The 24605-nt window shown below is 69.2% G+C and carries 28 protein-coding genes; 21 read left to right on the forward strand and 7 right to left on the reverse strand.

Going from position 1 to position 24605, the window contains the following annotated elements:
- A partial coding sequence (locus tag EV647_RS42225) for a hypothetical protein (RefSeq protein ID WP_202876359.1) occupies window positions 1-698 on the forward strand: 698 nt, incomplete at its 5' end.
- Window positions 699-707: 9 nt separating this feature from the next.
- On the forward strand, window positions 708-1352 hold the full coding sequence (pdxH, locus tag EV647_RS30505) for a pyridoxamine 5'-phosphate oxidase (protein ID WP_238175604.1): 645 nt from the start codon (window positions 708-710) through the stop codon (window positions 1350-1352).
- Here the strand turns inward: pdxH and EV647_RS30510 are convergent.
- Window positions 1298-3475 carry an MMPL family transporter gene (locus EV647_RS30510; RefSeq protein ID WP_134009012.1) on the reverse strand — a complete coding sequence of 726 codons (2178 nt, stop codon included), beginning with the start codon at window positions 3473-3475 and terminating at the stop codon, window positions 1298-1300. The two genes, pdxH and EV647_RS30510, sit on opposite strands and share 55 nt — an antisense overlap.
- A gap of 116 nt (window positions 3476-3591) precedes the next feature.
- On the opposite strand from EV647_RS30510, the gene EV647_RS30515 reads away from it, so the two are divergent.
- The 4 genes from EV647_RS30515 to EV647_RS30530 all read left to right on the forward strand — a co-directional run bounded on the left by EV647_RS30515 (window position 3592) and on the right by EV647_RS30530 (window position 6455).
- Window positions 3592-4299 carry a TetR/AcrR family transcriptional regulator gene (locus EV647_RS30515; protein WP_238175603.1) on the forward strand — a complete coding sequence of 236 codons (708 nt, stop codon included), beginning with the start codon at window positions 3592-3594 and terminating at the stop codon, window positions 4297-4299.
- Between the two features lie 272 nt (window positions 4300-4571).
- On the forward strand, window positions 4572-4862 hold the full coding sequence (locus EV647_RS30520; RefSeq protein WP_238175602.1) for a hypothetical protein: 291 nt from the start codon (window positions 4572-4574) through the stop codon (window positions 4860-4862).
- Entirely contained in the window at window positions 4862-5845 is a 984-nt protein-coding gene (locus tag EV647_RS30525) for an SPFH domain-containing protein (RefSeq protein WP_134009018.1), read from the forward strand. Before EV647_RS30520 ends, EV647_RS30525 begins: the two co-directional genes overlap by 1 nt.
- 4 nt (window positions 5846-5849) lie before the next feature.
- A complete protein-coding gene (locus tag EV647_RS30530; RefSeq protein WP_134009020.1) occupies window positions 5850-6455 on the forward strand; it encodes an ABATE domain-containing protein in 606 nt (201 codons plus the stop codon).
- A 47-nt stretch (window positions 6456-6502) separates the two neighbouring features.
- On the opposite strand, the gene EV647_RS30535 is transcribed toward EV647_RS30530, so the two are convergent.
- A complete protein-coding gene (locus tag EV647_RS30535) occupies window positions 6503-7213 on the reverse strand; it encodes a hypothetical protein (RefSeq protein ID WP_134009022.1) in 711 nt (236 codons plus the stop codon).
- Between the two features lie 237 nt (window positions 7214-7450).
- On the opposite strand from EV647_RS30535, the gene EV647_RS30540 reads away from it, so the two are divergent.
- From EV647_RS30540 to EV647_RS30560, 5 genes are all read left to right on the forward strand, one after another.
- Complete coding sequence (locus EV647_RS30540; RefSeq protein WP_134009024.1) at window positions 7451-8077, forward strand: TetR/AcrR family transcriptional regulator; 627 nt, start codon at window positions 7451-7453, stop codon at window positions 8075-8077.
- A gap of 137 nt (window positions 8078-8214) precedes the next feature.
- Complete coding sequence (locus EV647_RS30545) at window positions 8215-9171, forward strand: ROK family protein (RefSeq protein ID WP_238177465.1); 957 nt, start codon at window positions 8215-8217, stop codon at window positions 9169-9171.
- Window positions 9168-10298 carry an N-acetylglucosamine-6-phosphate deacetylase gene (nagA, locus tag EV647_RS30550; RefSeq protein ID WP_134009026.1) on the forward strand — a complete coding sequence of 377 codons (1131 nt, stop codon included), beginning with the start codon at window positions 9168-9170 and terminating at the stop codon, window positions 10296-10298. Before EV647_RS30545 ends, nagA begins: the two co-directional genes overlap by 4 nt.
- Window positions 10286-11200: a 1-phosphofructokinase family hexose kinase gene (locus EV647_RS30555; protein ID WP_202876360.1), complete on the forward strand. Its 915-nt coding sequence runs from the start codon at window positions 10286-10288 to the stop codon at window positions 11198-11200. Before nagA ends, EV647_RS30555 begins: the two co-directional genes overlap by 13 nt.
- Window positions 11201-11211: 11 nt before the next feature.
- Window positions 11212-12048: a class II fructose-bisphosphate aldolase gene (locus tag EV647_RS30560; protein WP_134009028.1), complete on the forward strand. Its 837-nt coding sequence runs from the start codon at window positions 11212-11214 to the stop codon at window positions 12046-12048.
- Window positions 12049-12457: 409 nt separating this feature from the next.
- Here EV647_RS30560 and EV647_RS30565 read toward each other — a convergent pair whose 3' ends face one another.
- Window positions 12458-12712: a hypothetical protein gene (locus EV647_RS30565; RefSeq protein WP_134009030.1), complete on the reverse strand. Its 255-nt coding sequence runs from the start codon at window positions 12710-12712 to the stop codon at window positions 12458-12460.
- Window positions 12713-12786: 74 nt separating this feature from the next.
- Between EV647_RS30565 and EV647_RS30570 the strand changes: the two genes are divergently transcribed.
- The 3 genes from EV647_RS30570 to EV647_RS30580 all read left to right on the forward strand — a co-directional run bounded on the left by EV647_RS30570 (window position 12787) and on the right by EV647_RS30580 (window position 15246).
- Complete coding sequence (locus tag EV647_RS30570) at window positions 12787-13344, forward strand: TetR/AcrR family transcriptional regulator (protein ID WP_134009032.1); 558 nt, start codon at window positions 12787-12789, stop codon at window positions 13342-13344.
- A 77-nt stretch (window positions 13345-13421) separates the two neighbouring features.
- Window positions 13422-13946 carry a hypothetical protein gene (locus EV647_RS30575; RefSeq protein ID WP_134009033.1) on the forward strand — a complete coding sequence of 175 codons (525 nt, stop codon included), beginning with the start codon at window positions 13422-13424 and terminating at the stop codon, window positions 13944-13946.
- A gap of 1 nt (window position 13947) precedes the next feature.
- A complete protein-coding gene (locus tag EV647_RS30580; RefSeq protein ID WP_134009189.1) occupies window positions 13948-15246 on the forward strand; it encodes an APC family permease in 1299 nt (432 codons plus the stop codon).
- On the opposite strand, the gene EV647_RS30585 is transcribed toward EV647_RS30580, so the two are convergent.
- The 4 genes from EV647_RS30585 to EV647_RS30600 are packed head-to-tail and all read right to left on the reverse strand — an operon-like array spanning window position 15212 to window position 18880.
- Window positions 15212-16255 (reverse strand): ABC transporter permease, encoded by a 1044-nt coding sequence (locus EV647_RS30585; protein ID WP_134009035.1) that lies wholly within the window; start codon window positions 16253-16255, stop codon window positions 15212-15214. The genes EV647_RS30580 and EV647_RS30585 overlap by 35 nt on opposite strands.
- Window positions 16252-17130 carry an ABC transporter ATP-binding protein gene (locus EV647_RS30590; protein ID WP_134009037.1) on the reverse strand — a complete coding sequence of 293 codons (879 nt, stop codon included), beginning with the start codon at window positions 17128-17130 and terminating at the stop codon, window positions 16252-16254. The genes EV647_RS30585 and EV647_RS30590 overlap by 4 nt, the downstream gene beginning before the upstream one ends.
- The gene (locus EV647_RS30595; RefSeq protein ID WP_166680464.1) at window positions 17127-17519 is read right to left on the reverse strand and encodes a GntR family transcriptional regulator; all 393 of its coding nucleotides are present in this window, start codon (window positions 17517-17519) and stop codon (window positions 17127-17129) included. Before EV647_RS30595 ends, EV647_RS30590 begins: the two co-directional genes overlap by 4 nt.
- A gap of 56 nt (window positions 17520-17575) precedes the next feature.
- Window positions 17576-18880 carry a deoxyribodipyrimidine photo-lyase gene (locus tag EV647_RS30600; RefSeq protein ID WP_166680465.1) on the reverse strand — a complete coding sequence of 435 codons (1305 nt, stop codon included), beginning with the start codon at window positions 18878-18880 and terminating at the stop codon, window positions 17576-17578.
- A 60-nt stretch (window positions 18881-18940) separates the two neighbouring features.
- Between EV647_RS30600 and EV647_RS30605 the strand changes: the two genes are divergently transcribed.
- From EV647_RS30605 to EV647_RS30635, 7 genes are all read left to right on the forward strand, one after another.
- The gene (locus EV647_RS30605) at window positions 18941-19645 is read left to right on the forward strand and encodes a metal-dependent transcriptional regulator (RefSeq protein ID WP_238156674.1); all 705 of its coding nucleotides are present in this window, start codon (window positions 18941-18943) and stop codon (window positions 19643-19645) included.
- A gap of 72 nt (window positions 19646-19717) precedes the next feature.
- On the forward strand, window positions 19718-20497 hold the full coding sequence (locus EV647_RS30610) for a class I SAM-dependent methyltransferase (RefSeq protein ID WP_134009041.1): 780 nt from the start codon (window positions 19718-19720) through the stop codon (window positions 20495-20497).
- Window positions 20498-20515: 18 nt separating this feature from the next.
- Window positions 20516-21868: an aminodeoxychorismate synthase component I gene (gene pabB / locus EV647_RS30615; protein WP_134009042.1), complete on the forward strand. Its 1353-nt coding sequence runs from the start codon at window positions 20516-20518 to the stop codon at window positions 21866-21868.
- On the forward strand, window positions 21865-22563 hold the full coding sequence (locus tag EV647_RS30620) for an aminotransferase class IV (RefSeq protein ID WP_134009044.1): 699 nt from the start codon (window positions 21865-21867) through the stop codon (window positions 22561-22563). Before pabB ends, EV647_RS30620 begins: the two co-directional genes overlap by 4 nt.
- A gap of 134 nt (window positions 22564-22697) precedes the next feature.
- Window positions 22698-23597, forward strand: a complete 900-nt coding sequence (locus EV647_RS30625) for an SPFH domain-containing protein (protein WP_134009046.1) — start codon at window positions 22698-22700, stop codon at window positions 23595-23597.
- 7 nt (window positions 23598-23604) lie between these two features.
- Window positions 23605-23814: a hypothetical protein gene (locus tag EV647_RS30630; RefSeq protein WP_133782542.1), complete on the forward strand. Its 210-nt coding sequence runs from the start codon at window positions 23605-23607 to the stop codon at window positions 23812-23814.
- Window positions 23807-24595: a GPP34 family phosphoprotein gene (locus EV647_RS30635; protein ID WP_134009048.1), complete on the forward strand. Its 789-nt coding sequence runs from the start codon at window positions 23807-23809 to the stop codon at window positions 24593-24595. The genes EV647_RS30630 and EV647_RS30635 overlap by 8 nt, the downstream gene beginning before the upstream one ends.
- Window positions 24596-24605 lie beyond the last annotated feature (10 nt).

Consider the following 24605-nt stretch of genomic DNA (forward strand, 5'->3'; position numbering starts at 1 on the left):
AGACCCGTCTGGTCGCGGCAGCAGGACCCGCGGGCGCAGCGCGTGCGGCCGTTGCCGAGCAGGTCGAGCGCGTGTTGCGGACCGCGGTCCACGGTGACATCGAGAACGCGACGATGCTCGACTACTTCTACGTCGTCGAACGCCTCCGCCGCTGGGGTACGACGGGGGAGCGCACTGGCGTCGTCTCGCCCCTCCTGATCCCCTCGTTCGTCCGGTCGGCGTTCGCGCTCGATCCCGCGCAACGCGTCGACAACGCACTGCACCGCGAGCTCGTCCGGCGGCTGGTGCCCGCGTGGGCCGACGTACCGTTCTTCAAACCCAGCCCGACGGTCAGCACGCGCAGGAGCCCGGCGAAGGTCCGTTGCCTCGCTGACGCCGCCGATCGCGACCTGATCGAGCAGCTCCTCAAGGACGTTGACGGCTTCGAGTCCCTCGACACGTTGTGGGCTGCCTCGGTGGCCGGCGCCAGCTCGGCTGCGGGTGAAGCCACGCTCCGTCAGGCGCTCTGGCGAGCCACGTTCGATCAGCACCTCGACGAGGTCAACCGCCGCCTGCCGATCACCCCGGCCCCCAAAGCTCAACAGCAACCAGCCCCTGAGCCGTCAACCGCCACGAGACGCCGCAGTCCGGTCGTCCGCAGGATCGGGCGCACCAAGTTGTGGCGGGCCTATCGACGGAGCAGGTTCGGACGTAAGTAGGCTCGAAGCGTGGACCTTGCGGAGATGCGGCGTACGTACGGACTCGGTGAGTTGCTGGAGAGCCAGGTCGCTCCCGACCCGGTCGTGCAGTTCCAGACCTGGCTGGAGCAGGCCAGGGAAGTCGGCCTGGCCGAGCCCAACGCGATGGTGCTCGCGACCGCTGACCAGGCCGGACGCCCGTCGGCGCGGACCGTGCTGCTGAAGCGTGTGGACGAGCGCGGGTTCGTCTTCTACACCAACCAGCAGTCCCGCAAGGCCGACGACCTGGCTGCCAACCCGCACTGCGCCCTCGTGTTCCCCTGGCACGCGATGGAGCGGCAGGTCCGTGTCGAAGGCACCGTCACCAAGCTGCCCGGCGACGAGGTCGACGAGTACTTCGCAAGCCGCCCGCGCGAGTCACAGCTCGGTGCCTGGGCGTCCCAGCAGAGCCAGCCGGTGGCCTCCCGTGAGGAGCTCGACCTGCAGTACGAGTCGTACGAGCGGCAGTGGCCGGAGGGCACCGAGATCTCCACGCCGTACTTCTGGGGCGGTTACCTGGTGGCCCCGGAGGCGTTCGAGTTCTGGCAGGGCCGCACCGGCCGTCTGCACGACCGCCTGGCCTACCGCCGGACCAGCTCCGGCGGCGACTGGGAGCTGTCGCGGCTCCAGCCCTGAGGCTCTTCCCGGAAACCGTGCGACTTCCACCAGCGCGCCAGCGGCGCCGGCGCCCACCAGTTCGCGCGTCCGAGTAGCCGCATCGTGGCCGGCACGAGCAACGCCCGCACGATCGTCGCGTCCAGCGCGATCGCGATCACCAGCCCGACACCGATCATCTTCACGAACACGATGCCCGACGTGGAGAACGCCGCGACCACGATGATCAGCAGCAGTGCCGCGCTGGTGATGATGCCGCCGGTCCGCTGCAGCCCGAGCGCGACCGCCTGGGTGTTGTCGCCGGTCTTGTCGTACTCCTCCCGGATCCGGCTGAGCAGGAACACCTCGTAGTCCATCGACAGCCCGAACAGGACGGCGAACAGCAGCACCGGGTTGGTCGCGTCCAGGAACCCGGCCGGCGTGAAGTCCAGGAACCCGGACAGATGCCCGTCCTGGAATATCCACACCATCGCGCCGAACGCCGCGGACAGCGACAGCACGTTCATGACCAATGCCTTCAGAGGCAGCACGAACGAGCCGAAGGCAACGAACAGCAGCAGGAACGTCACCACCACGATGAATCCGGCCATGTACGGCGCCCGCTCCTTCAGCACGTCGAGCAGGTCGATCACCGCCGCCGTCTCACCACCGACCTGTACGTCGGTCCCCGACGGCGCCGGCACCGCCCGCACCCCGTGCACGACATCCCGCGCCGACAACTCCTGCCCGGTGAAGCGAGTGTGCACGACAACCGACGCCACGCCATGCTCGTACCCGCCGATCCGCACGTCCTCGACGTCCCGCACCTGCTTCAACCCAGCGATGTACGGCGCCAACGCCGCAGATGGATCACTCGGGGCGGAGTCGAACCGCACCGCCGCGTAGATGTCCGACCCGCCGGCTCCCGGGAAGTCGCGCTGCAGCGTTTCGGTCACCGTCCGCGAGGTGGCACCGGACGGCAACGACCGGTGGTCGACCCCGCCGAGTTGGGCGCCCAGGAAGGGAATTCCGAGCACGAGCAGCACCGGGACGAGCACGACGACGTACCGCACCGGGCGTCGCATCACGCTGTGCGCCAGCCGGTACCAGGCGCCGTGATCGCTGGAAGCCTTGCGGGGCTTGAAGATGCGCAGGTTGTTCACCCGGTGTCCGAGCACCGCGAGCAACGCGGGCAACGCGGTCAGGGCCGCGATCATCGCGATCGCCACCGCGGCCGCACCGCCGTACGCCATCGACTTCAGGAACATCACCGGGAACAGGACCAGGCTGCTGATCGCCACGCCGACCGTCACGCCGGAGAACGCCACCGTCCGCCCGGCCGTGGCCATGGTCGCAGTCAGCGCCGTCTCCACATCGTTACCGCGAGCAAGCTCCTCGCGGAACCGGGTGACGATGAACAGCGCGTAGTCGATGGCCAGTCCGAGGCCGATCATCGTGACGATGTTGATCGAGAAGATCGACACGTCGGTGACCGCCGACAGGCCGCGGAGCAGCACGAACGCGCCGAGGATCGCGAGCGCACCGACGAACAGCGGCAGCGACGCGGCGACCAGGCCGCCGAACACGACCACCAGCAGCACCAGCACGATCGGCGTCGAGATCGTCTCGGCCTTCACGATGTCGTGCTCGGTCTGGGTGTTCACCTCGTCGAAGACCGCGACCTCGCCGCCGACCTTCGTGTCCAGACCCGCCGGTCCCGAGCGGACCTGCGAGGCGATCTTGTGGAACGTCTCCAGCCGGTCCTCCGGCGTCGCCCCGGCCAGCGTGAGGACGGCGTACGTGCTGTGCTGGTCCTTGGACACGAACACCGGGGACTTGGTGCTCCAGTACGTCGAGACCGCGGTCACGTCGGCGGTCGGCAACTCGGCCAGATCGCTCTCGACGGACTGCCGGAAGGCCGGATCGGCCACGGTCGACGACGGGTCGCGGTAGAGCACGATCACGTCGGTGCCGGTGCGGCCGACGTTCTCCTCGATGGTCTTGACGGCGTTCGCGGCTTCGGTGTCCGGCGCGTCGAAGCCGCCGTTGGCCAGCGAGCCGAACACGCCGGTGCCCCAGACGAGGCCGAGGGCGACGAAGACACCGGTCAGGGCGAGCACCAGACGGCGCCGCCGGTAGGCGAAACGGCCGAGCGTCTCGAACACGAAACTGTCTCCCAGGGCGTAGATTGAGCGGCAGGAGCATGAGTGAACAGCGTTAACTGTTAACGGTGTTCACTCTAAGGTCCTGCCCCACGGCGATGTCAAGGAGAGTTTTGAAGGTGGACAGCCGAGACCGGCGGCGAGCAGCGACGCTGGCGGAGATCAAGGCGGCCGCCCGCCGGCTGCTGGTCGCCGGCGGGACCGCGGCCGTCGGTCTGCGCGCGGTGGCGCGCGAGCTCGGCCTCACCCCGCCCGCGCTGTACCGGTACTTCCCGAGCCACGAGGCGCTGGTCAGCGCCCTGATCGCGGACCTGTACGACGAGCTGACGACCGCGTTGATGGATCTGCAGTGCGCCGAGGAGGACGTCGATCTCGGCGCCCGGCTCTACCTGCTCGCGAACGGTCTGCGGGACTGGGCGCTGGCGCATCCGGCCGAGTTCGGGCTGCTGTTCGGTACCGCCGTACCCGATCCTGAGGGCGACGGTCACGAGGAGACGCCCGGGCATCAGGCGGCGATGCGGTTCGGGGCGCTGTTCAAGGAACTCGTGGCGCAGATCTGGCACCAGAAGCCGTTCCCGCACCCGGCCGACGACGAGCTCGGGACCGTGCTGGTCGAGCAGCTCACGGCCGAGTCGGAGCACTTCCACGGGATGCCGCCCGGCGCGATCTACCTGTCGCTGAACTACTGGACCCGGCTCTACGGCCTGATCTGCATGGAGGTCTTCGGCCAGCTCCACTGGGTGCTGCCGGACGCCGCGGCGTACTTCGAGGCGCAGCTCTTCGAGATCGGCGGGGCACTCGGCCTGGACTGCCCGCCGCCCGAATAAGAGAAGCCTGCGGGCGCTTCCAGAGACACGACCGGGTGGCCGAACTCAGGGTCAGGCGGACTACCTGACTGCCCGCAGGCCCGGTGGCTGGCGTTGGTTTCGGCCGACCACTTGCCCACTTAACTGTGGTTGGCGGTTAGCCCGCCGCCACCTCACGAGTCCGATAGCAATTCATGCGTTGGACCACCTCCCTTCGCGTGTACTGCGAACTTACTGCCACCCGCTTGAGGCTTCAACACAATTTCGCCCTGGGATGAACCACAATCGACGGCATGATCAGACTCGGACTGCCGGCGATCGTGTTGTTGATCGGCGCTGCCTGGTTCGCGTGGTCCTCGTACCGGCGGGCCGTGACCGCGGAGCAGGCACTGGCCACGCTGAACGCCGAACATCGGGCGCTGCTGCAGGAGGTCAGGGCACTGGAGCGGGCAGTCGCGGCTGCGGAGCAGGGTCTGCGTACGCTCAGCTCGCATCCGTCGGTGCCGCGGGACGTCGCGGTCACCGCCGACCTGACCCTCGCCGACGTCCGGCGACTGGTGGAACGCAAGGAGCTACACGACTGATGGCAAAGCTGGGGAACGCCGCGGCGGCGATCAAGCCCAAGGGGGGCGGCGGCAAGGTGAAGGTGATCGGGGTGCTGATCCTGGTGGTGATCGTGATCATCATCTTGTTCAACATCTTCAACTTCGCCAACACCGACGCCAACCGGATCGGTCTGCACTACGGCGGCGGCGTGATCGAGGACAAGAAGTTCAAGTCGGTGGTTCCGCCCGGCTCGACGAACAAGCTGATCGGCCCGGGCGACACGCTGTACACGTACCCGATCGACCAGCGCTCGTACATCATCGGCGGCGACGGCGCGGACACGGATGCTGCCGACGAGGTCACCGTGGTCAGCAAGGACAACGTCCGGCTCGGCGTCCGCGTCCAGGTCTACTTCACGCTGAACCGCAACAAGGACGTGCTGAAGTCGTTCCACGAGCGGATCGGTCTGAAGACCGAGGCGTACGAGGAGAGCGGCTGGAACGACATGCTGCAGAGCTACTTCCGCCCGCAGATCGACCGGGCCCTGTCCGCGGTCGCGACCAACTACGGTTGGGCGGAGCTCTACAACAACGAGAAGATGAAGTCGGCGTTCCAGTCCGCGGCGGCCAAGGAGTTCACCCGGCTGCTGCCGGCCGCGGTCGGCGGCGACTACTTCTGCGGCCCGGGCTACAACGGCAGCAACGACTGCGGTGAGCTGTCCTTCACGGTCCAGAAGCCGATGCCGCTGGACAAGGGCATCATCGACGGCCTGGAGGCCAAGCAGCGCGCCGAGCTCGCGAAGGCGACGCAGGAGCAGAAGAACCAGCAGGTGAACGTCGAGCTGCAGTCGGTCAAGCAGCAGGTCGCGATGCTCGGGGCGCAGGGTTACCTGCTGAAGACCGCGATCGAGTCGGGCAAGATCCAGTTCATGGTCATCCCGCAGAACGGCAACGTCAGCATCCCGGTGCCGACCACGACCAACCAGCAACCGACCACCCAGCCCACGACGCCGGCCAGGTAGTTCGATGAGCGCGTTGCCGTCCCATCTCGAGCTTGTGCAGGGCGTCGTCCTGCCCAAGCCGGTCGGCGCGCATCCGGTGCTCGACTTCGTCAACACCCGGTCCGAGTGGACCACCCGTGGCACCGCCCGGACCGAGTGGCTGACGTCGTACGAGGCCTTCCTGATCTGGAACTCGTACGTCGGCCTGCTGCCGCCGGCGACCGTGTTCCGGCTGATCGAGCGGTCCGGGAGCAGTCCGATCGAAATGGGCCGGCGACTGCAGACCACACTCGATTTCCGGTCCGAGTTGTACGACGTACTCACCGGGCAGGCGACCGATCACACGTTCGCGGCCGCGGCCCGGCTGATCGAGAAGGCCTCGGGGAGACGACAACTCGTGCGCTCCGAGGATGGTCCGGTCTGGGAGTTGCCGGAGGATCTGGACCTCCCGCTGCACAATCTCGCGTTGCTCGCGGGCGAGCTACTGACCGGCTCGTCTCGCGAGCACGTGCGGACCTGCCCGTCGTGCGGCTGGTTGTTCCTCGACGCCCGCGGCCGCCGCCGCTGGTGCTCGATGGCCACCTGCGGCAACCGCGCCAAGGTCCGCGCCCACGCCGCCCGCGCTCGCTGAAGTGGGGACTGCTACGCACCTGAAGTGATCAGCGGGATTCCCCAGCGCTAATTGAAGGCGGCTGGGTCGACCGTGATCCAGGTGTGCTTGGCGCGGGCGAGGACGCGGCCGTCGGCGTCGTACAGGGTGCTGGCCGTGAACGTCTTGCGGCCGTCCTCGCCGAGATAGCGGCCGAGCGCGACGCATTCCTCGCCCGCCTCCGGGCGCGCGTCGATGCACGCGGTCAACTGGCCGAGCACGGAGGGGCGTCCTTCGAGGTCGATCGTCCAGCCGCCGGGGCAGTCGAGCGCCGCCCACAGGAACACCTCGTCGACCAGGCCGTCGGTCGCGAGGTCCGCGGCGGGCGTCCAGGTGCACGCCGTACGGCCCTCTCCGAGCGGGCCGGGCTTCAGGCGCAGACCGCTTTGGTTCGCCGGCCCGCACACGAAGCAACTCGGGAACGGGTGGTTGCGCAGACCGCGGTACGCCGCCTCGGCCGCGCGAGCCTCTTCGGGCGGCACCGGATCGATCGTCGCGTCAGCGAGGAACTCACTGTCGACCGGCAGCGCTTCCGCCACCAAGGCGTCACCGTCCGTCAACCGGCCGGCGCACAGTTCGAGGTCCTTCTCCAGCGGCGGCGGCATCCGCAGTGTCACCTTCGGCACCGACTCCGGCGCGAGGTCCGCTGCCAGCGAGGTCCCGACCAGACCTGCGACATACCCGCCGTTGCCCGACCTGTCCGGCCCCTGGAATCGCCGCTCGACCCGCACAACAGTCATGGCCCACGACCCTAATGCACTCACAGGAATCACTCGTTTGTGTACGTGCCGTGGTGGAGGTGTGAAGGGTGAGAGTGCTGGGAAGGAAAGGGTTTCAGAGAAATCTGAGGATTTCTCGGAACAAGTGAGCTGAGCCCTCCAGTTCAAATGACCGTTTGAACTATGCTGACTGCAGGCTACTGCGCGTGAGCAGGTGGGGTGCCTGCGCGAGCGGTAGCCGGGGGGAAGGAGAACTCTGTGGAGACACCGGTCGAAACGACCCGGGAGAGATTGCTCAACGTCGCCGAGCAACGGTTCGGTGAAGGGGGTTACGAGGGAACGTCGCTGCGCGCCATCACGGTCGCGGCGGCAGCGAACATCGCGGCGGTCAACTATCACTTCGGCTCGAAAGAGGCCCTGCTCCGCGCTGCCGTGGCGCGGGCGATGGCGCCGGTCAACGCCGAACGGCGGCGCCGGCTGGACCAGTTGGAGGCGGGCGCTCCGCCGACACCGGAGGCCCTGATCCGGGCCTTCGTCGAGCCCGGACTGGAACTGGTGCTGCGCCGCGGTGAACGCGGCGCCGTGGTCGCACGGTTCATCGGCCGGATCGCGTTCGATCCGAGCCGCCGGATCCGTGAGCTGTACGCGGTCGAGTCGGAGCCGATCGAGAGCAGGTACCTGGCGGCGCTGCAGCAGGCGCTGCCGCAGGCATCACCGGACGCGGTCGCGTTCGGGTACATGAACATGCTCGGCCTGCTCGCGCTCCATCAGTCGCAGGCGCTGTCCCCGACGCCGGGTGCCGCCGGCACCGAGGACCCGGGCAAACTGGCCGAGAACCTGGTCACCTTCCTGGTGGCCGCGTTCGACCACGGCCTACGTTCCTGACACCTGGAAACCGTGGATTCCCTGCCCACGGTTCCCAGTCAGTTTGTGGACCAGATTGCGCACTGGTCCGTGTGAGTTTGTCCGGATTCTGCTCATGGATGTTCGGACTGCCAGGTAACGCTGCATAATGGCGCTCCGTGGACCCCTGTGAAGTCGTGGTTGCCGTCGACCTCGGTGGAACCCGGATGAAGTGCGGCCTGGTCGCCGCCGACGGTGCCGTGCTGCACCGCGAGACCAGGCCGACGCCCCGGGCCGACGCGCGAGACGGTGGCCGTGCCGTGCTCGACGCCCTGCTGGAGACCGTCGTCGAGCTCAGCCAGAAGGCGACCGCGGAGGGTCATCACGTGCGCGCCATCGGTGTCGTCGTCCCCGGTGTCATCGACGCCGAGCACGGCACGGTCGGCGCCGAGAACCTCGAATGGACCGGTACGCCGGTCCTCGCCGAGCTGAAGGCCGCGGTCGGCGACGGCGTACCGATCGTGCTCGCGCACGACGTCCGCGCCGGCGGGTACGCCGAACTGCGGCACGGCGCGCTGGCCGGCACCACGAACTCGATGTTCCTCCCGCTCGGCACCGGGATCGCGGCCGCGATGATCGTCGACGGCTCCCTGGTCAGCGGCGACGGGTACGCCGGTGAGCTCGGGCACTCCAAGTTCATCCACGGCGACGCCGCCGAGCTCTGCGCGTGTGGTCAATGGGGCTGCCTCGAGACGGTCGCGTCCGCGGCCGCGCTCGCCAGGCGGTACGCCGCCCGCACCGGGCGGACCGTCGACGGCGCGCGCGAGGTGATGGAACTGCTCGCGGCCGGGGACCCGGACGCCGCGCAGGTCTGGCACGACGCGCTGGCGGCCCTGATCGACGCCCTGGTGCTCTACACGACCCTGGTCGCCCCGACCCGGATCGCGATCGGCGGCGGTCTGGTGGGCGCCGGCGAGACCCTGCTGCAGCCGCTGCGCGAAGGTGTCCACGCGCGACTGACGTTCCAGCGCGAACCGGAGATCGTGGCGGCCGTCCTGGGCGAGGAAGCCGGCATGCTCGGCGCCGCCCAGATGGCCTGGGACCGCGCAGCCGCCAACGAGGAGGCCAGGGGATGACGACCTATCGCGTGGGTCGCGTGGTGACGCCGGACGACGTTCTGGAGAACGCCTGGATCCAGGTGGAGGGCGAGGACATCCGCGCCTTCGGCCGGCGGTCCGAGGGGATGCCGGCCGACGGCAAGCGGCCCGAGGACCTCGGCGACGTGACCGTTGTCCCGGGGTTCGTCGACATCCACACGCACGGCGGCGGCGGGTCGACGTACTCGACCACGGATCCGGAGGAGGCGCGCAAGGTCGCGGCCTTCCACGGCAAGCACGGTACGACGACCACGCTGGCCAGCCTGGTGACGGCGCCGCTCGACGAACTCGTCGCGCAGACGGACTGCCTCGCCGAGCTGATCGCCGACGGTGTCATCGCTGGCGTGCACCTCGAAGGACCGTTCCTGTCCGAGGCACGCTGCGGTGCGCACGAGCCGACGCTGCTCCGGCCGCCGCTCAAGGACGATGTCACCAAGGTGCTGAGCGACGCGGTGAAGATGGTGACGATCGCGCCGGAGCTGGAGAACGGGCTGGACGCGATTCGCCAGGTCGTCGACGCCGGCGCGGTCGCCGCGCTCGGGCACACGGACGCGACGTACGAGCAGATGGTCGCGGGAGCCGACGCCGGTGCGACCGTCGCGACGCACCTGTTCAACGGGATGCGGCCGTTCCACCACCGCGACCCGGGCCCGGTCGGCGCCGCGCTCAACGACGAACGGCTGCTGCTCGAGGTGATCAACGACGGCATGCACCTGGACCCGCAGGTGGTCCGGGTCGCGCTCGCGGCGGCCGGGGTGAACCGGATCGCGCTGATCACCGACGCGATGGAGGCGACCGGGATGCCGAACGGCCGGTACAAGATCGGCAGCCTCGAGGTCGACGTCAAGGACGGTCTGGCGACGCTCGCCCACGGCAGCCACTCGATCGCCGGCAGCACGCTGACCATGGATGTCGCCTACCGCAATGCGGTGAAGTCCGGGGTATCCCTCGTGGATGCGTCCCGGATGGCGTCGACGACGCCGGCGCAGGCGTTCGGCTGGTACGACGTGGGCTCGATCGAGACCGGGAAGCGGGCAGACCTGGTGCTGCTCGACGACGAGTACGCCGTGCAGAAGGTCATGCGGGCCGGGTCGTGGCTGGATTGATCGGTACCGTCACCCTCAACCTCGCGCTGGACGTCACGTACGAGGTCGACGAGTTGCGGGTCGGCGGCAGCCATCGCGTCGACCGGATCCGGCGGCGCGCGGGCGGTAAGGGCGTGAACGTCGCGCGGGTGGCAGCGACGCTCGGGCACCAGGTGCTGGTGCTCGGATTCGTCGGCGGGGTCACCGGTGAGCTGGTCGCCGAGGAACTGTTCGACGCCGGGCTGACCGCGCTCCTCACCCCGATCGCCGGCGAGACCCGCCGTACCGTTGCCATCGTCAATGATGTGGACGGGGACGCCACGATCTTCAACGAGGCCGGGCCGACGGTGACCGCGGACGAGTGGCGAGCGTTCGGCGACCGGATGCCGTGGGGACGGCTCGGGGTGCTCGCGTGCTCGGGCAGCCTGCCGCCGGGGCTGCCGGCCGACGCGTACGCCGAGATCGCGGTCCGCGCCCGGCACCACGACGTACTGACGGTGATCGATGCGGGCGGCGATGCGCTGAACGCCGCTGCGCGCGCCGGTGCGGTGGTGCGCGCGAACGCTGCCGAACTGCGTGCTGCCGTTGGCGACGTGGAGGTCGAAGAGGGCGCGTCGGAGCTGGTCGCGCTCGGTGCGACCGCGGCCGTGATCACCGACGGACCACGCGGGATGGTTGCCGCCAGCAAGAAGGGTGTCTGGCGGGCGTTGCCGGTCGAGACCGTGCGCGGCAACCCGACCGGTGCGGGCGACGCGTGTACGGCGGTCGTCGCGGCAGCTGTCGCGGAATCGCCGGAGCCGGACTGGTCCGTCGTACTCAAGTCCGCTGTCGCCGCTTCTGCTGCCGCTGTGCTGACACCTGTTGCCGGAGACATTGATCTCGCCGCTTATCGGCGCTGGCAACCCCAGGTCATCGTTAATTAGAAGGAGTTCCCATGCCGTTGGTATCCGGTGCCGAGGTCGTGCTGGCCGCGGCCAAGGCCGGCCGTGGGGTCGGCGCGTTCAACGTGATCCAGCTGGAGCACGCGATCGCGCTGATCGCGGGTGCCGAGCAGGCCGGTGCGCCGGTGATCCTCCAGATCAGCGAGAACGCGGTGAAGTACCACGGTGCGCTGAAGCCGATCGGGGTCGCGACGCTGGCCGCGGCGGCCGCCGCCACGGTGCCGGTCGTCGTGCACCTGGACCACGCGATGGATCGGGACCTGGTCACCGAGGCCGTCACGCTCGGGTTCACGTCGGTGATGTACGACGCCTCCAAGCTCGAGTACGCCGACAACGTCGCAGCGACCACCGAGGTGACGGTCTTCTGCCACGATCACGGTGTCTTCGTCGAGGCGGAGATCGGCGAGGTCGGCGGCAAGGACGGCGTCCACGCGCCCGGCGCCCGTACCCGTCCCGACGAGGCCGTCGCCTTCGCCGAAGCGACCGGTGTGGATGCGCTCGCCGTCGCGGTCGGTTCCTCGCATGCGATGACCGAGCGTACGGCGACGCTCGACTTCGACCTCATCACCCGCCTGCACGAGGCTGTCGCCGTACCGCTGGTCCTGCACGGCTCCTCCGGTGTCGCGGACCCCGACCTGACCCGGGCGGTCGACGCCGGCATGACCAAGGTCAACATCGCCACCCACCTCAACAACGTCTTCACCGACAAGGTCCGCCAGGTCCTCGCCGACAACCCCAAACTGGTCGACACCCGCAAGTACCTCGGCCCGGCCCGAGACGCCGTCGCCACCGAGGTCGCCCGCCTGCTCGGCGTACTGAACGCGGTCTAACCACCCACCCCACCACGGGGACAACCTGTCACCACCCCGAACGCCCCCCGGCAGTCGGCCGACGGCGTACAAGCTCGACAGGTAGAGCACCAGCGAGACACCGTACGCACGACCACACTCACGCTCAGGTGCACTACCCAGCGACCCGACACCTCCTGTCCAGATTGCACGCGCCGCCCGTCAGCCCGCCACCTCAACCACCCACCCCAACACGAAGGGATATCCCGTCTCGTCAGGGGTTCTCCCCTGGTATGCGAGGGGAGAACCCAACACGCGGACGGATATCCCCTCGTGGTGGGGAGTGCGGCGGTAGACGGCGGCCCGGTGAGGGCGGCGGCCGGCGGTGCGGTGAGGGCCGTGCGGTGAGGGCGGGTGCGAGGGAGGGCGGTGGGGCGAGGGGGGTGGTTGGTCAGAGGGTTGCGCTGCCGCGGATCCAGTTGGCTCGGAGGTTGTCGCGGGCGCGTTGGACCTGGTCGCGGGCGGCCGGGTCGGGGACCTCGAAATCCTCGATCAGGCGGGTCAGGGCGAGCTCCAGCGCCGCGACCAGCGCGTCCTCCTCGGTGAGGTCGGACTCGGCCACTCCTCGCAGACCGGCCGCGAGCGCGGTCAGTCCGTCCCGCTCCTGCTCGGTGAACCGCACCTGGATCTCGGTCCTGGTCTCCACGCGTGCTCCCTCGGTGGTTGGTACAGTCATCGTGCAGTGCAACAACCTCGTTGCACAAGAGTGAGGGGTCGCGGATGACGGTGGCGGTGGACGAGACGCTCCGGACGGCGACCATCGCCGTACTGGCCGAGCACGGCTGGTCCGGCGTGACCCTGGAACGGGTCGCGGAGAAGGTCGGACGCTCCCGGGTCACGCTGTGGCGGCAGGGATTCACCGTCGAGATGCTGCTGAACTCGCTGCTCGACGCGCTGGCGGAGGACTACCGGGACACGTTGTGGCCGGTGCTCGCTGGCACGGGGTCCGGTCGGGAAGGCCTGATCCGGACGCTGGAGGCGCTTTTCGACGTGATCGACCGGCATCTGCCGCTGATGCTGTCGTCGGACCTGGTCTTCCATCAGGAGCAGGCGCGCAACGGGCCGGTCTCGTTCCTGGACCCGTTCGAGCGGTTCCTCCGCGAAGGCGAGGCGGACGGCACGCTGCACCCGCACGGCCGGGTCAGCGACGTCGCCGAGGTGCTGATGGTCTCGGCGGCCTTCACCTACGTGCACATGCGCGGCCGGCACCACTGGTCGCGGTCCCGGGCCCGGCGGCTCACCCTCGACCTGGTCCTCCGCGGCGTCCTCGAAGCATGAAACATGCCTGTTGCATTTCCTGCAACGAGCATGTTTCACTAGGCGGCATCATCAGCTCCTGAACACTGGAGACCGCCATGACGCTTCCGTACGCCGAACCGCTGGTCCGCCTCGAGCCGCAGCCCCGGGTGATCCCCGAACCGCCCCGCGTCGGTGAGCCCGGCGGCCCGCACTGCGGCCTGTGTGACTGGCTCGCCGACTTCGAGAACTCCGAACACGAACCGCCGCTCTGGTACGACGACGACTGGGCGCTGTGCCGCGCCACCGGCGTCACCATCCCGGGCGTGGTGTGGCTGGCCAGCCGCGGTCACCACGACTCGTTCTCCGACCTGCCGGACAAGGTGGCGCAGAGCTACGGTCCGGTCGTCGCACGCATCGAGCGGGCGATCCTCGCCCTCGGCGACATCGCGCGGGTGCACGTCTATCGTTGGGGCGACGGTTCGGCCCACTTCCACGTCTGGTTCTTCCCGCGTCCGCTCGGGATGCTCGAGGCGCGCCGGGAGATGCTGCCGCTGTGGGCGGACCTGCTGCCCGAAGCCCCCAAGGAGGACGTCGCCGATGCCGAAGCCAAGATCGCGGCGGCGATGGCGGCGGACGACTGAGATGAACGCCGACCGCCCCGGCCTCGAGGACGCGGCTCACCCGGGGCGCCCCAGCCCTCCGCAGAGCGGTCCCGCGCTGGCGCGGCGGTTGGGAGTGGGAGATGCGGTGCTCATCGGGCTCGGCTCGATGGTCGGGGCCGGGGTCTTCGCGGTCTGGGCGCCGGCTGCGCAGGCCGCCGGGTCCGGTCTGCTGCTCGGCCTCGTCCTCGCCGCGATCGTTGCCTATTGCAACGCGGCGTCGTCGGCGCAACTGGCGGCTGTCTACCCCGTATCGGGCGGCACCTACGTCTACGGGCGTGAGCGCCTGGGGGAGTGGTGGGGATTCGCCGCCGGCTGGTGTTTCGTGATCGGCAAGACCGCATCGTGTGCCGCGATGGCGCTCACCTTCGCAACCTACGCCACCGACATCGGCTGGTTGCGCCGGTTGATCGCTCTCGCGGCAGTCCTCGCGCTGGCGGCCGTCAACTACCGGGGCGTGACGAGGACGGCACGCCTCACCAGGATCCTCGTCACCTGCACCCTCGTCGTACTGGCCCTCGTGCTCGTCGTCCTGTTCACGGGTGCCCCGCAGCATCACGAGACGACCAGCACCTCGCCGTACGGCGTTCTGCAGTCGGCGGGCCTGTTGTTCTTCGCGTTCGCCGGCTACGCCCGGATCGCCACGATGGGGGAGGAGGTCCGGGAGCCGGCGCGAACCATCCCGCGGGCGATCACGATCGCGCTGGTCATTGCCATCGGCATCTACCTGGCCGTCGCACTGGCGCTGCTGCGGACCGGCGACCCCGCGTCGACCACGGCGCCCCTCGCGGCCGCGGTCGACGGGGTCGGTGCGGTCTGGGCGGTACCGGTCGTCAGGATCGGTGCCGCACTTGCCAGCCTCGGCGCCCTGCTCGCCCTGATCGCCGGCATCGGCCGCACCACGCTCGCCATGGCCCGCAATCGCGACCTGCCCACGTGGCTGGCCGCAGTACATCCCCGCTACCAGGTCCCGCACCACGCCGAGCTCGCGCTCGCCGCGGTGGTCGGGATCCTCGTCCTCACGACCGATCTGCGGGGCGTGATCGGCTTCTCGTCGTTCGGAGTCCTGCTGTACTACGCGATCGCGAACGCGTCCGCCTTCACCCAGCCGGCCGATCAGCGCCGCTGGCCGCGCGCCGTCAACGTGATCGGCCTGACCGGGTGCGTCGTCCTCGCAGTCACCCTGCCGTGGACGTCGGCGGTCGTCGCCGCGGCCGCCCTCGCCGCAGCCCTGCTGGTACGGCGCTTCACGACAGGTCGCGCCGGATCCGCCAGAAGCTGAACCCGCACAGCAGCAATGCCAGCCCCAGGAACAACCCGAACTCACGCCACTGCAACGCCCAGAACGTGTTCGCCGTGAAGTACCGCACGTGCTGCCGGTACCCCTCGTCGGACAGCCGCTGGAAACACGCGGTGCGGTCCGCGGTGCTCGTCGGTTGCTGAGTCATCCCGGGTGGTGCTGGTGCGCAGGCGGTCACCCAGGACGGCAGCTTGGCCGCCTTGCCGGACTTGTCCACGGTCTTGTCGGACAACTTCCACGCCCCGACCGATCCGGTCGCGACCTCCATCATCGTCACCTGCGGATTCGGTCCGTCTCCGCTGAGCCCGAAGCCCCGGATGTTCTCCGCGGACGCGACGACGTACTGGTCCGTCGGTGCGAGCAGGTGCGGCCGGACGAACGACGGTGTGAGGGCCTGCACCAGGATCACGGCGGCCAGGGTGATCGCGAGCGCCACCAAGGTCCGCCGTACGACGAGTCCCACCGCGACGCCGAGGGCGAACGCGAAGGCCGTGTACCCGACCGGAACCAGGCCGCGGGCGGCGAAGACCGGTGGAAACAGTCGCGGCAGATAGCTGTTCGAGTCCTGGCCGGCGTTGATCGCGTCGTCGATCGGGTCCGACCACCACGTCACCGCCAGGCTGAGCAGGCCCGTGATCCCCATCGCGGTCAGGCCGGTGACGCCGAGTTTCGTGGCCAGCCAGCGCCAGCGGGAGATGCTCTGGCTCCAGACGAGCCGGTGCGTACCGGTCTCCAGTTCACGCGCGATCAGCGGCGCGCCCCAGAAGGCGCCGATCACCGGAGGTACGGCGTACAGCAGGAGTTGACCGACGCGGTACAGGATCGGGTTGAGCCGTTCGTACCCGAGGCTCTGGATGAAATTGGTGGTCAGGCGGTGGTAGTCGTCGAGCAGATTCGGGCCGGTCACGGCCAGGAAGACCGCGGTGGCCAGGATCACCGCGGCGACCACCAGGAACTGGATGCGGAACTGTCGCCAGGTCAGCCAGATCATCGCTGCACCTCCAGGACCGGGCGCTCGGGCTGGACGTCGCGGCCCATGTAGGCCAGCACCAGGTCTTCGAGCGTGAGTTGGGAGACCGTCCAGGCCGGATCCAGGATCGGCTTGTCGGTCCGGATCAGGTACGTCGACTGCCGGTCGGTGTGGCTTGCCGTCACGACATGCTGGTCGCGTGGCAGGTCCTTCTGGTCACGCCGCGGACCGGTCAGCCGGAAGTGCGTCGCCAGCAACGTGTCGATCTCGCCGCTGACCTGCACCCGCGACTCCACGAGGACGATCAGGTAGTCACAGGCCCGCTCGACATCGGAGACGAGGTGCGAGGACAGTACGACGCTCAGCTCCTGGTCGGCGACCGCCTCCATCAGGTCCTGGAGGAACTCGCGCCGGGCGAGCGGATCGAGCGCCGCCACCGGCTCGTCGAGGATCAGCAGGTCGGGGCGCTTGGCCAGCCCGAGCGTGAGCGCGAGCTGTGCGCGCTGACCGCCGGACAGCCGCCCGGCGCGCTGCTTCGGGTCGAGCTTCAGGCGCTGGATCCGTTGCTGTGCAAGGGCATCGTCCCACGCCGGGTTCAGCCGCGACCCGAGCCGCAGATGGTCCGCGACACTCAGTCGGCTGTACGTCGGCGTGTCCTGCGCGACGTACCCGACCTTCGCCTGTTGCGTGCCCGCCGGCGCCGACAACACCTCGACAGACCCGGCGGACGGCGTGATCATCCCGACCGCCAGATTCAGCAACGTGCTCTTACCGGCACCGTTCGGCCCCACGAGCCCGACCACATGCCCAGCCGGCACTTCCAAATCACAATCGGCCAGCGCCCAGCGCCGCCCGTACTTCTTCCCCAACCCATGAGCCTGCAGAACTGTGGTCACGCTATGTCCTCCTGAGCGGCGGACCGAAAGGTGGTCAGGAACAGGGCTTCGATGCTTTCGTCGTCGAGGCCCGCCTTGCGGGCCTTGCTCAGCCAGCGGCGGAGGTCCTGGCGGAGCGGGCCGTGGGCGGCGAGTGTGTTGTCGGTGAGGGTGCGGGTGACGAACGTGCCGCGCCCGGGCCGGGCCTGCACCAGGCCTTCGTGCTCGAGCTCGCGGTACGCCTTGAGCACGGTGTTCGGGTTGATCGCCAGCGCCGCCACCACGTCCTTCACGGTCGGCAGCTGATCACCCTCCCGCAGCAGTCCGAGCCGCAGCGCGTTCCGGACCTGCTGAACGATCTGCTGGTACGGCGAGACCCCCGACCGGCCGTCCAGATGGAACTCGATCATCGATAACCCCATTCATCTATGTAACTAGCACTATAGATGTACGAGACAACGGGACGTCAAGAGCGGATGGCGTCGTACCTGCGGAGTGCCTCGGTGCGCGCCTCCGCGTGGTCGACGACGGGTTCCGGGTAGCCGTCCGCCCCGCCGTGCTTCCACGGCTCGTGAGCGGTCCGGCCGTCGAGGTCGCGGAGCTCGGGGATCCAGCGCCGTACGTAAGCGCCGTCGGGGTCGAACTTCAGGCCCTGGCTGACCGGATTGAAGATCCGGAAGTACGGCGCCGCGTCCGCGCCGCAGCCGGCCACCCACTGCCAGTTGAGCGAGTTCGAGGCGAGGTCGCCGTCGCGCAACGTGCGCATGAACCACCGCGCGCCGAACTTCCAGTGCACGTGGAGATCCTTGACCAGGAACGACGCGACGACCATCCGGACGCGGTTGTGCATGAACCCGGTCTCGGCCAGTTGCCGCATCCCCGCGTCGACGAACGGGAATCCGGTGCGGCCTTCCTGCCAGGCGTCGAGGAGCTCACCCGGTTCGTCGTACCGCATCCGGTCGAACTCGGAACGCAGCGGTTTCCACGCGGCGTGCGGGTGCCGCGCCAGCAGGTCGGCGCAGAACTCGCGCCAGGCCAGTTCGCGGCGGTACGCCTCCGCGCCGGCGCTGCGTTTGCGGGCCAGGTCGGCGAGCATCGTCCGCGGGTGGATCTCGCCGTACTTCAACGGGATCGACATCCGCGACGTCCTGTCGAGATCGGGCCGGTCGCGTTCGTCGTCGTACGCCGTAACGTCGTAGTCCCGCCATCGGTCGAGCGCCGCCTGCTCACCCGCGACCAGCGAGCTATCCGGCAAGTCCTCGCTGTCCGCCTTGATCCATCGAACGCGCGACGGCGCCTCCACCGGCTGCCGCCACCCGTGCGCCAGCCATGCCTTGAAGTACGGCGTGAACACCTGGTACGACCGCCCCTGCTGATTCAGCACCCGCCCTGGCGCGACGGCGTACGGCGATCCCGTCCGCACCAACGGACACTTCAATGAGGCTTCAACCTCTTCATCCCGTTGCTGCCCGTACGGCGCGTAGTCCGCGCTCACGTGCATGCTCGCCGCACCGACCTCGTCCGCGATCGCCGGTACGACGACCGCCGGATCACCCCGCCGTACGACGAGCCGCCCGCCCATCGACTCCGACAGGCTGCGCAACGACGCGGCCAACTGATCCCTGCGCGGATCGCCGGATCGTCCCCACAGCAACGGATCCACCACGAACAGTCCGAGCACGCGACCGTGGACCGCCGCGTCGAGGAGTGCCGGGTTGTCGCTCAACCGAAGGTCCCGCCGGAACCACATCACTGCCGTCACCGTGCTCATCGTGCCCCGGTACCCAGCCGAATTGGGTAAGGCTTGCCTCAATAGGTGAGAATGGTGGTCGTGAGCGAGCTGATCGATACCACCGAGATGTACCTGCGGACCGTCTACGAGCTGGAAGAAGAAGGCATCCTGCCGCTGCGCGCGCGGATCGCCGAGCGGCTGCACCAGTCCGGTCCGACGGTCAGCCAGACGGTCGCGCGGATGGAACGCGACGGGTTGATCAAGGTGGAGGGCGACCGCCACCTGGAGCTCACCGACGTCGGCCGCAAGCAGGCGGTCCGGGTGATGCGCAAGCACCGCCTGGCCGAGCGGCTGCTGGTCGACGTGATCGGGCTCGAGTGGGAGGACGTGCACGCCGAGGCCTGCCGGTGGGAGCACGTGATGAGCGACGCCGTCGAGCTGCGGCTGCTGCAGCTGCTCGGCAACCCGACCGAATCGCCGTACGGCAACCCGATCCCGGGCCTGGAGGAGCTGCAGAAGGACCACCAGGTGAGCAACATCGGGGACTTCCGGATCGGTGTCGAGCCCCTGGACCAGGTCCTCGACGCAGCCACCGGCGAGAGCGTGCGAGTGCTGGTACGGCGGATTGCCGAGCCGGTGCAGACCGACGACTTCGCGATGGCGGTCCTGCGCCGGGCCGGGGCACTGCCCGGTCGCGAGGTCGACTCCACCCTGGACGCCGAGGGCGTCCTGGTCGGGAGCCGCGAAGCCGGCGGCGTCATCACCGACGAAACCGCGGGCCACATCTTCGTCAGCAGAGTCTGACAGTCAACAAAGTGTTAACGCTGAGCACCCGGCGAGGCACGCCGGGTCGCTGGCCGGTAGGTTCGGGCCGCGATGTCTGAGAATGCGATCAACTGGCCGGAGTACCTGCGGGAGTTCCACACCGCGGCTCCGGGGAGTACCGAAGCCCTGTTGTCCCGTGCCGTGGCCGGCGATCACACGCCGTACCGCTGGCTCGTCCGTGCTGTCTCGGGCGAGGCGCGCAGGGTGCTCGACCTGGCCTGCGGCAACGGGCCGGTGGCGCGGGAGCTGTACGGGCGATGGGTCGTCGGGGTCGACAACAACGAGGCCCAGCTCGCCGGTGCGCCCGGCCCGAAGGTACGGGCCGATGCGCTGCACCTGCCGTTCGCGAACGAGGTCTTCGACGTCGTCACGTGCTCGATGGGTCTGATGGTCCTCCAGCCGCTGGCAGACGTGCTCGCCGAGGCGGCGCGGGTGCTGCGGCGCGGCGGCGTACTGGCCGCGATCGTGCCCGCCGTACGGCCGCTGCGGCGCGGCGACATCCGCACGCTGAGCGGTCTGACCACACGGCTGCGGTCGACACCGCAGTTCCCGGCCGGCGGTGAGATCACCGAGCTGAAGGATCAGCTGAAGCACGCCGGGTTCGACGTGATGGAGAGCCAGCGCGAGCGGTACGTGTACATGATCCACAGCCGCGACGACGCGATGCGGCTGGTGAACGCGCTCTACCTCCCGGGTACGCCGGACGTCCGCCGGGACACCGCGGCGGCCTGGCTCGCGGACCGCGCCGAGTCCAAGGACGGCCTCGAGGTCGCGATCCCGATCCGCCGGATCACCGCGATGCGGACCAAGGTGGCCCTGACCACGTCCTGATCTCGGTACCGTGTGCCTGTGAGTGCGCTGCGCTGGTCCGTCCGGACGCTCGACCGGGCGCTCGACGGTGAGACTGTCTACCGCGAGCTGCTCGCCGCCGAGCCGGTCGCCTACTGGCTCGACGGCAGCCTGACCGACCGCACGGCCCGCAAGCTCTCGGTCCTCGGTACGACGACAGACGACGTCATCACCCGGGACGTGACCGACGGCGACGTCTTCGCCGAACTGAACGAACTGCTGGCGGCCCGCGCCGCGGAGCCGCCCCTCGAGCTGACCGGCCTGTTCTGCGGTGGGTACGTCGGCTACTTCGGCTACGAGCTCAAGGCCCTGACCGGAGGAGTGGCCGCACACGAGGCCCCGACGCCCGACGCGCTGTGGATCTGGGCGAACCGGTTCGTCGTCATCGACCACGACCGCGACGTCACCCATCTGGTGGCGCTCGACGAGGCCGGCGTCGGCGAGGGCTGGTTGGACAAGGCACAGGAAGCCGCGTCGAACTGGTTCATGGGCAGCGTCGACATCCCCGCGATCGCCAGGCTGGATCTCGAGGCGCATCTGGAGCAGGACCGCACGACGTACCTGGCCGGCATCGCGCATGTCCTGGCCGAGCTCGAGGCGGGCCAGACGTACGAGGTCAACCTGACGAACCGGGTCCGGCTGCCCGCGGTCCAGGACCCGTTCGAGTTCTTCCGCTGGCAGCGGTCCGCGAACCCCGCGCCGTACGCCGCCTTCCTCAGGTACGGCGATCTCGCGGTGGCGAGCTCGTCGCCGGAGCGGTTCCTGACCGTGGACGCGGACGGCTGGGCCGAATGCCGGCCGATCAAGGGGACCGCGCCGCGGGATCTCGACCCGGCGCAGGACCAGCTCGCGGCGAAGGCGCTCGCCGAGGACGACAAGACCCGCGCCGAGAACCTGATGATCGTCGACCTGATCCGCAACGACCTCGGCCGGGTCAGCGTGCCAGGGACCGTGAACGTGCCGCAGCTGATGCAGGTCGAGAGCTACCGCACCGTGCACCAACTGGTGACAACCGTCCGCGGCCGGCTGCGCGACGGCGTGACCGCGGTGGACGCGGTCCGCGCGTGCTTCCCGCCGGGGTCGATGACGGGCGCGCCGAAGATCCGCACGATGGAGATCATCGACTCGTTGGAGTGGAGCGCGCGGGGGGTGTACTCCGGTGCGCTCGGCTACCTGACCGTGGACGGGCGGGCGGACCTGAGTGTGGTGATCCGGACGGCGGTGCTGACCGCGGACGAGACCGTGATCGGGGCCGGGGGTGCGATCGTGCTCGACTCCGACCCGGTCGCGGAGTACGACGAAATGGTGCTGAAGGCAACGGCTGCCGTCGGCGGACAAGGTGGGGGACAATGACGGAACTGTTGGTGGCGGACTCGTTTCTGGTTGCCAATGGCAAGGTTCGGGGACTGGAACTGCATCGGGACCGGTTCGTCCGGTCGTGTGCCGCGGCGGGGGTCGCCGCGGAGCGGTTCTGGGACGAGCAGATCGGGCGGCTGCCGGGGTTCGGACGATGGTTCCCGCGGTTCGAGTTGAAGGCGCCGGGGGAGTTGGCGCTGCAGCTTCGGCCGGCGCCGCCGATCGGTGGCCGGGTGCGGGTCGCCGTACACGAGGGACCGGATCCGCGGACGGCGCCGCGGGTGAAGGGGCCGGACCTGGAGCTGCTCGGCAAGTTGAAGGAGTCCGCGGCCGACCGCGCCGACGAGATCCTGCTCCTGGATACCGACGGGACGATCCTCGAGGCGGCGTACTCGGCCGTCGTGTGGTGGGAGGACGACACCCTCTGCTTCCCGGAGGCGGACCGCCCACTGCTCCCTTCGGTCACTGCCCAGCTCCTGCGCCGGATCGCCGCCAATCAGGGCGTGGAGGTCGTCGAGCACTCGATCACCCCCGAGGCGCTGCAGAACACCACCGAGGCCTGGCTCGTCAACGCCCTGCACGGCATCCGCCCCATCCACGCCTGGGGCCCCTCCGCCATCGACCCCCTCCCCAACTCCCACTCCGCCCTCTGGCAGTCCCACCTCGAATCCCTCGCCACCCGCCTCCCCTGACCTCCCGCCCCGGCCGCGGGCCGAGTGCCCTCAACCCTGCATCTGATGGGCGGACCCATGAGAGGAGACGGAATCACCGCTTGCTAAATGTGATATCACTTTGCTACCTTCGAGCTATTCGAGAGGAGCTTGTGATGGTGGATGTCGCGGTGGAGATGCCGGCGCCGAAGGTGGCCGAGCGCGCGGGGCGGGGGCTGAACGGGTGGCCGATGGCAGTGGTGGCGTTCGTGCTGGCGGTGGCCGGCGTGCTGTTGTCCGTCCTCAGTGGCGGCAACGGCGCACTGATCACGGCGGGGATCCTGGTGTTCCTGGCCGCGCTGATCGTCGCGGGCGGGCTGACCGCGGTCTCGCCGGGGCGGGCCCGGGTCCTGCAGGTCCTCGGACGGTACGCCGGCACGATCCGGACGGACGGTCTGCGCTGGGTGAACCCGATCTCCACGCGGCGCGAGGTCTCGACAAGGATCCGTAACCACGAGACAGCCGTTGCCAAGGTCAACGATGCCGACGGCAACCCGATCGAGATCGCCGCTGTCGTCGTGTGGCAGGTCGAGGACACCGCGCAGGCGATGTTCGAGGTGGACGACTTCGTCGAGTTCGTGGCGATCCAGACCGAGACCGCCGTACGGCACATCGCCAACAGCTACCCGTACGACGTCCACACCGAGGACGGTGGGATGTCGTTGCGGGACAGCACCGACGAGATCACCGAGACGCTGTCGGCGGAGATCGGTGCCCGCGTGCAGGCCGCCGGTGTCCGGGTGATCGAGTCCCGGATCACGCATCTCGCGTACGCGCCCGAGATCGCTCAGGCGATGCTGCGCCGCCAGCAGGCCGGTGCGGTCGTCGCGGCCCGGCAGCGGATCGTCGAAGGTGCGGTCGGCATGGTCGAGTTGGCGCTGGACCGGTTGTCCGAGCACGAGGTCGTCGACCTCGACGAGGAGCGCAAGGCGACGATGGTCAGCAACCTGCTGGTGGTGCTGTGCGGCGATCGCGACGCGCAGCCGGTGGTCAACGCCGGCTCGCTCTACCAGTGAGCCTGCGGTGCCTGTCGAACGGAAGAAGATCCTGCTCCGGCTGGATCCCGCGGTGCACGACGCGCTCGCCCGCTGGGCGTCCGACGACCTGCGCAGCACGAACGCCCAGATCGAGTTCCTGCTCCGCCGTGCCCTGGCCGACGCCGGTCGCCTCCCGACCGGTGTGACGAAACAACGTCGCCCGGGCCGCCCGTCCAAGGAGGACAACGATGAGTAGAGCTGTGGTGACGCCGCTGCGGCGGCCGGAACGCTCGACGTCGGCCAGGCGACCGGCCCGGCCCCGAAAGACAGTTGCGCTCGGCAACGCGGCTGTCCCGAACTCCTTGGCTGCCAGGGTTTTTCTGCTGGCCTACGATCCGGAGCGCGGGCGGCTGACGGCCCGGTCGAAGCTGGGGAAGGTGCTACGGGCGGCGGTGCTGATCGACCTGCAGCTCAGCGGGAACATCGACGATGACAATGGGCGGGCGCGGGTGGCGACGCCGGGACCGCGCTCCACCGGATCGCGTTCAGCTGGATCGGGCTCGGCTGGATCGGGTTCCGTGCCGGCGCCGGTGGATCCGGTGGTTGCGGCGGTGCTCGAGGAGTTGCGGGCGGTTGGCCCGCGGCGCTGGCGGCACTGGATCGATCGGCGGGCCGGCGTGACCGTCCGTCAGGTTCGCGACGAGCTCGCCCGCGCGCATCTGATCAAGGTCGAGCCGCACCGCGTCCTCGGCATCTTCCCGGCAGCCCGCATCACGCTGCGCCAACCTCTGGTACGCCGCCACATCCTCCAGAGCGCCCGCGACACCCTGCGACCGTCCCGGCTCGTCACTCGGGTCGACCTCCGCGACGCCGCTGTCGTCGTACTCGCGTCCACGGCGGATCTACGCACCGTCGTCACGAAGGAGCAGCAGGCCCGGCACAAGGATCGCCTGGCCCAGCTCGCGGTACGCGTAGGTCCCGTCGTACCGGCCCTGAAGAAGTCACTCCAGCAGTCGCAGTACTCGACCGCAGGCTGACCCTCGGCGC

Source organism: Kribbella sp. VKM Ac-2566, assembly GCF_004366005.1.
Lineage (GTDB): Bacteria > Actinomycetota > Actinomycetes > Propionibacteriales > Kribbellaceae > Kribbella > Kribbella pratensis.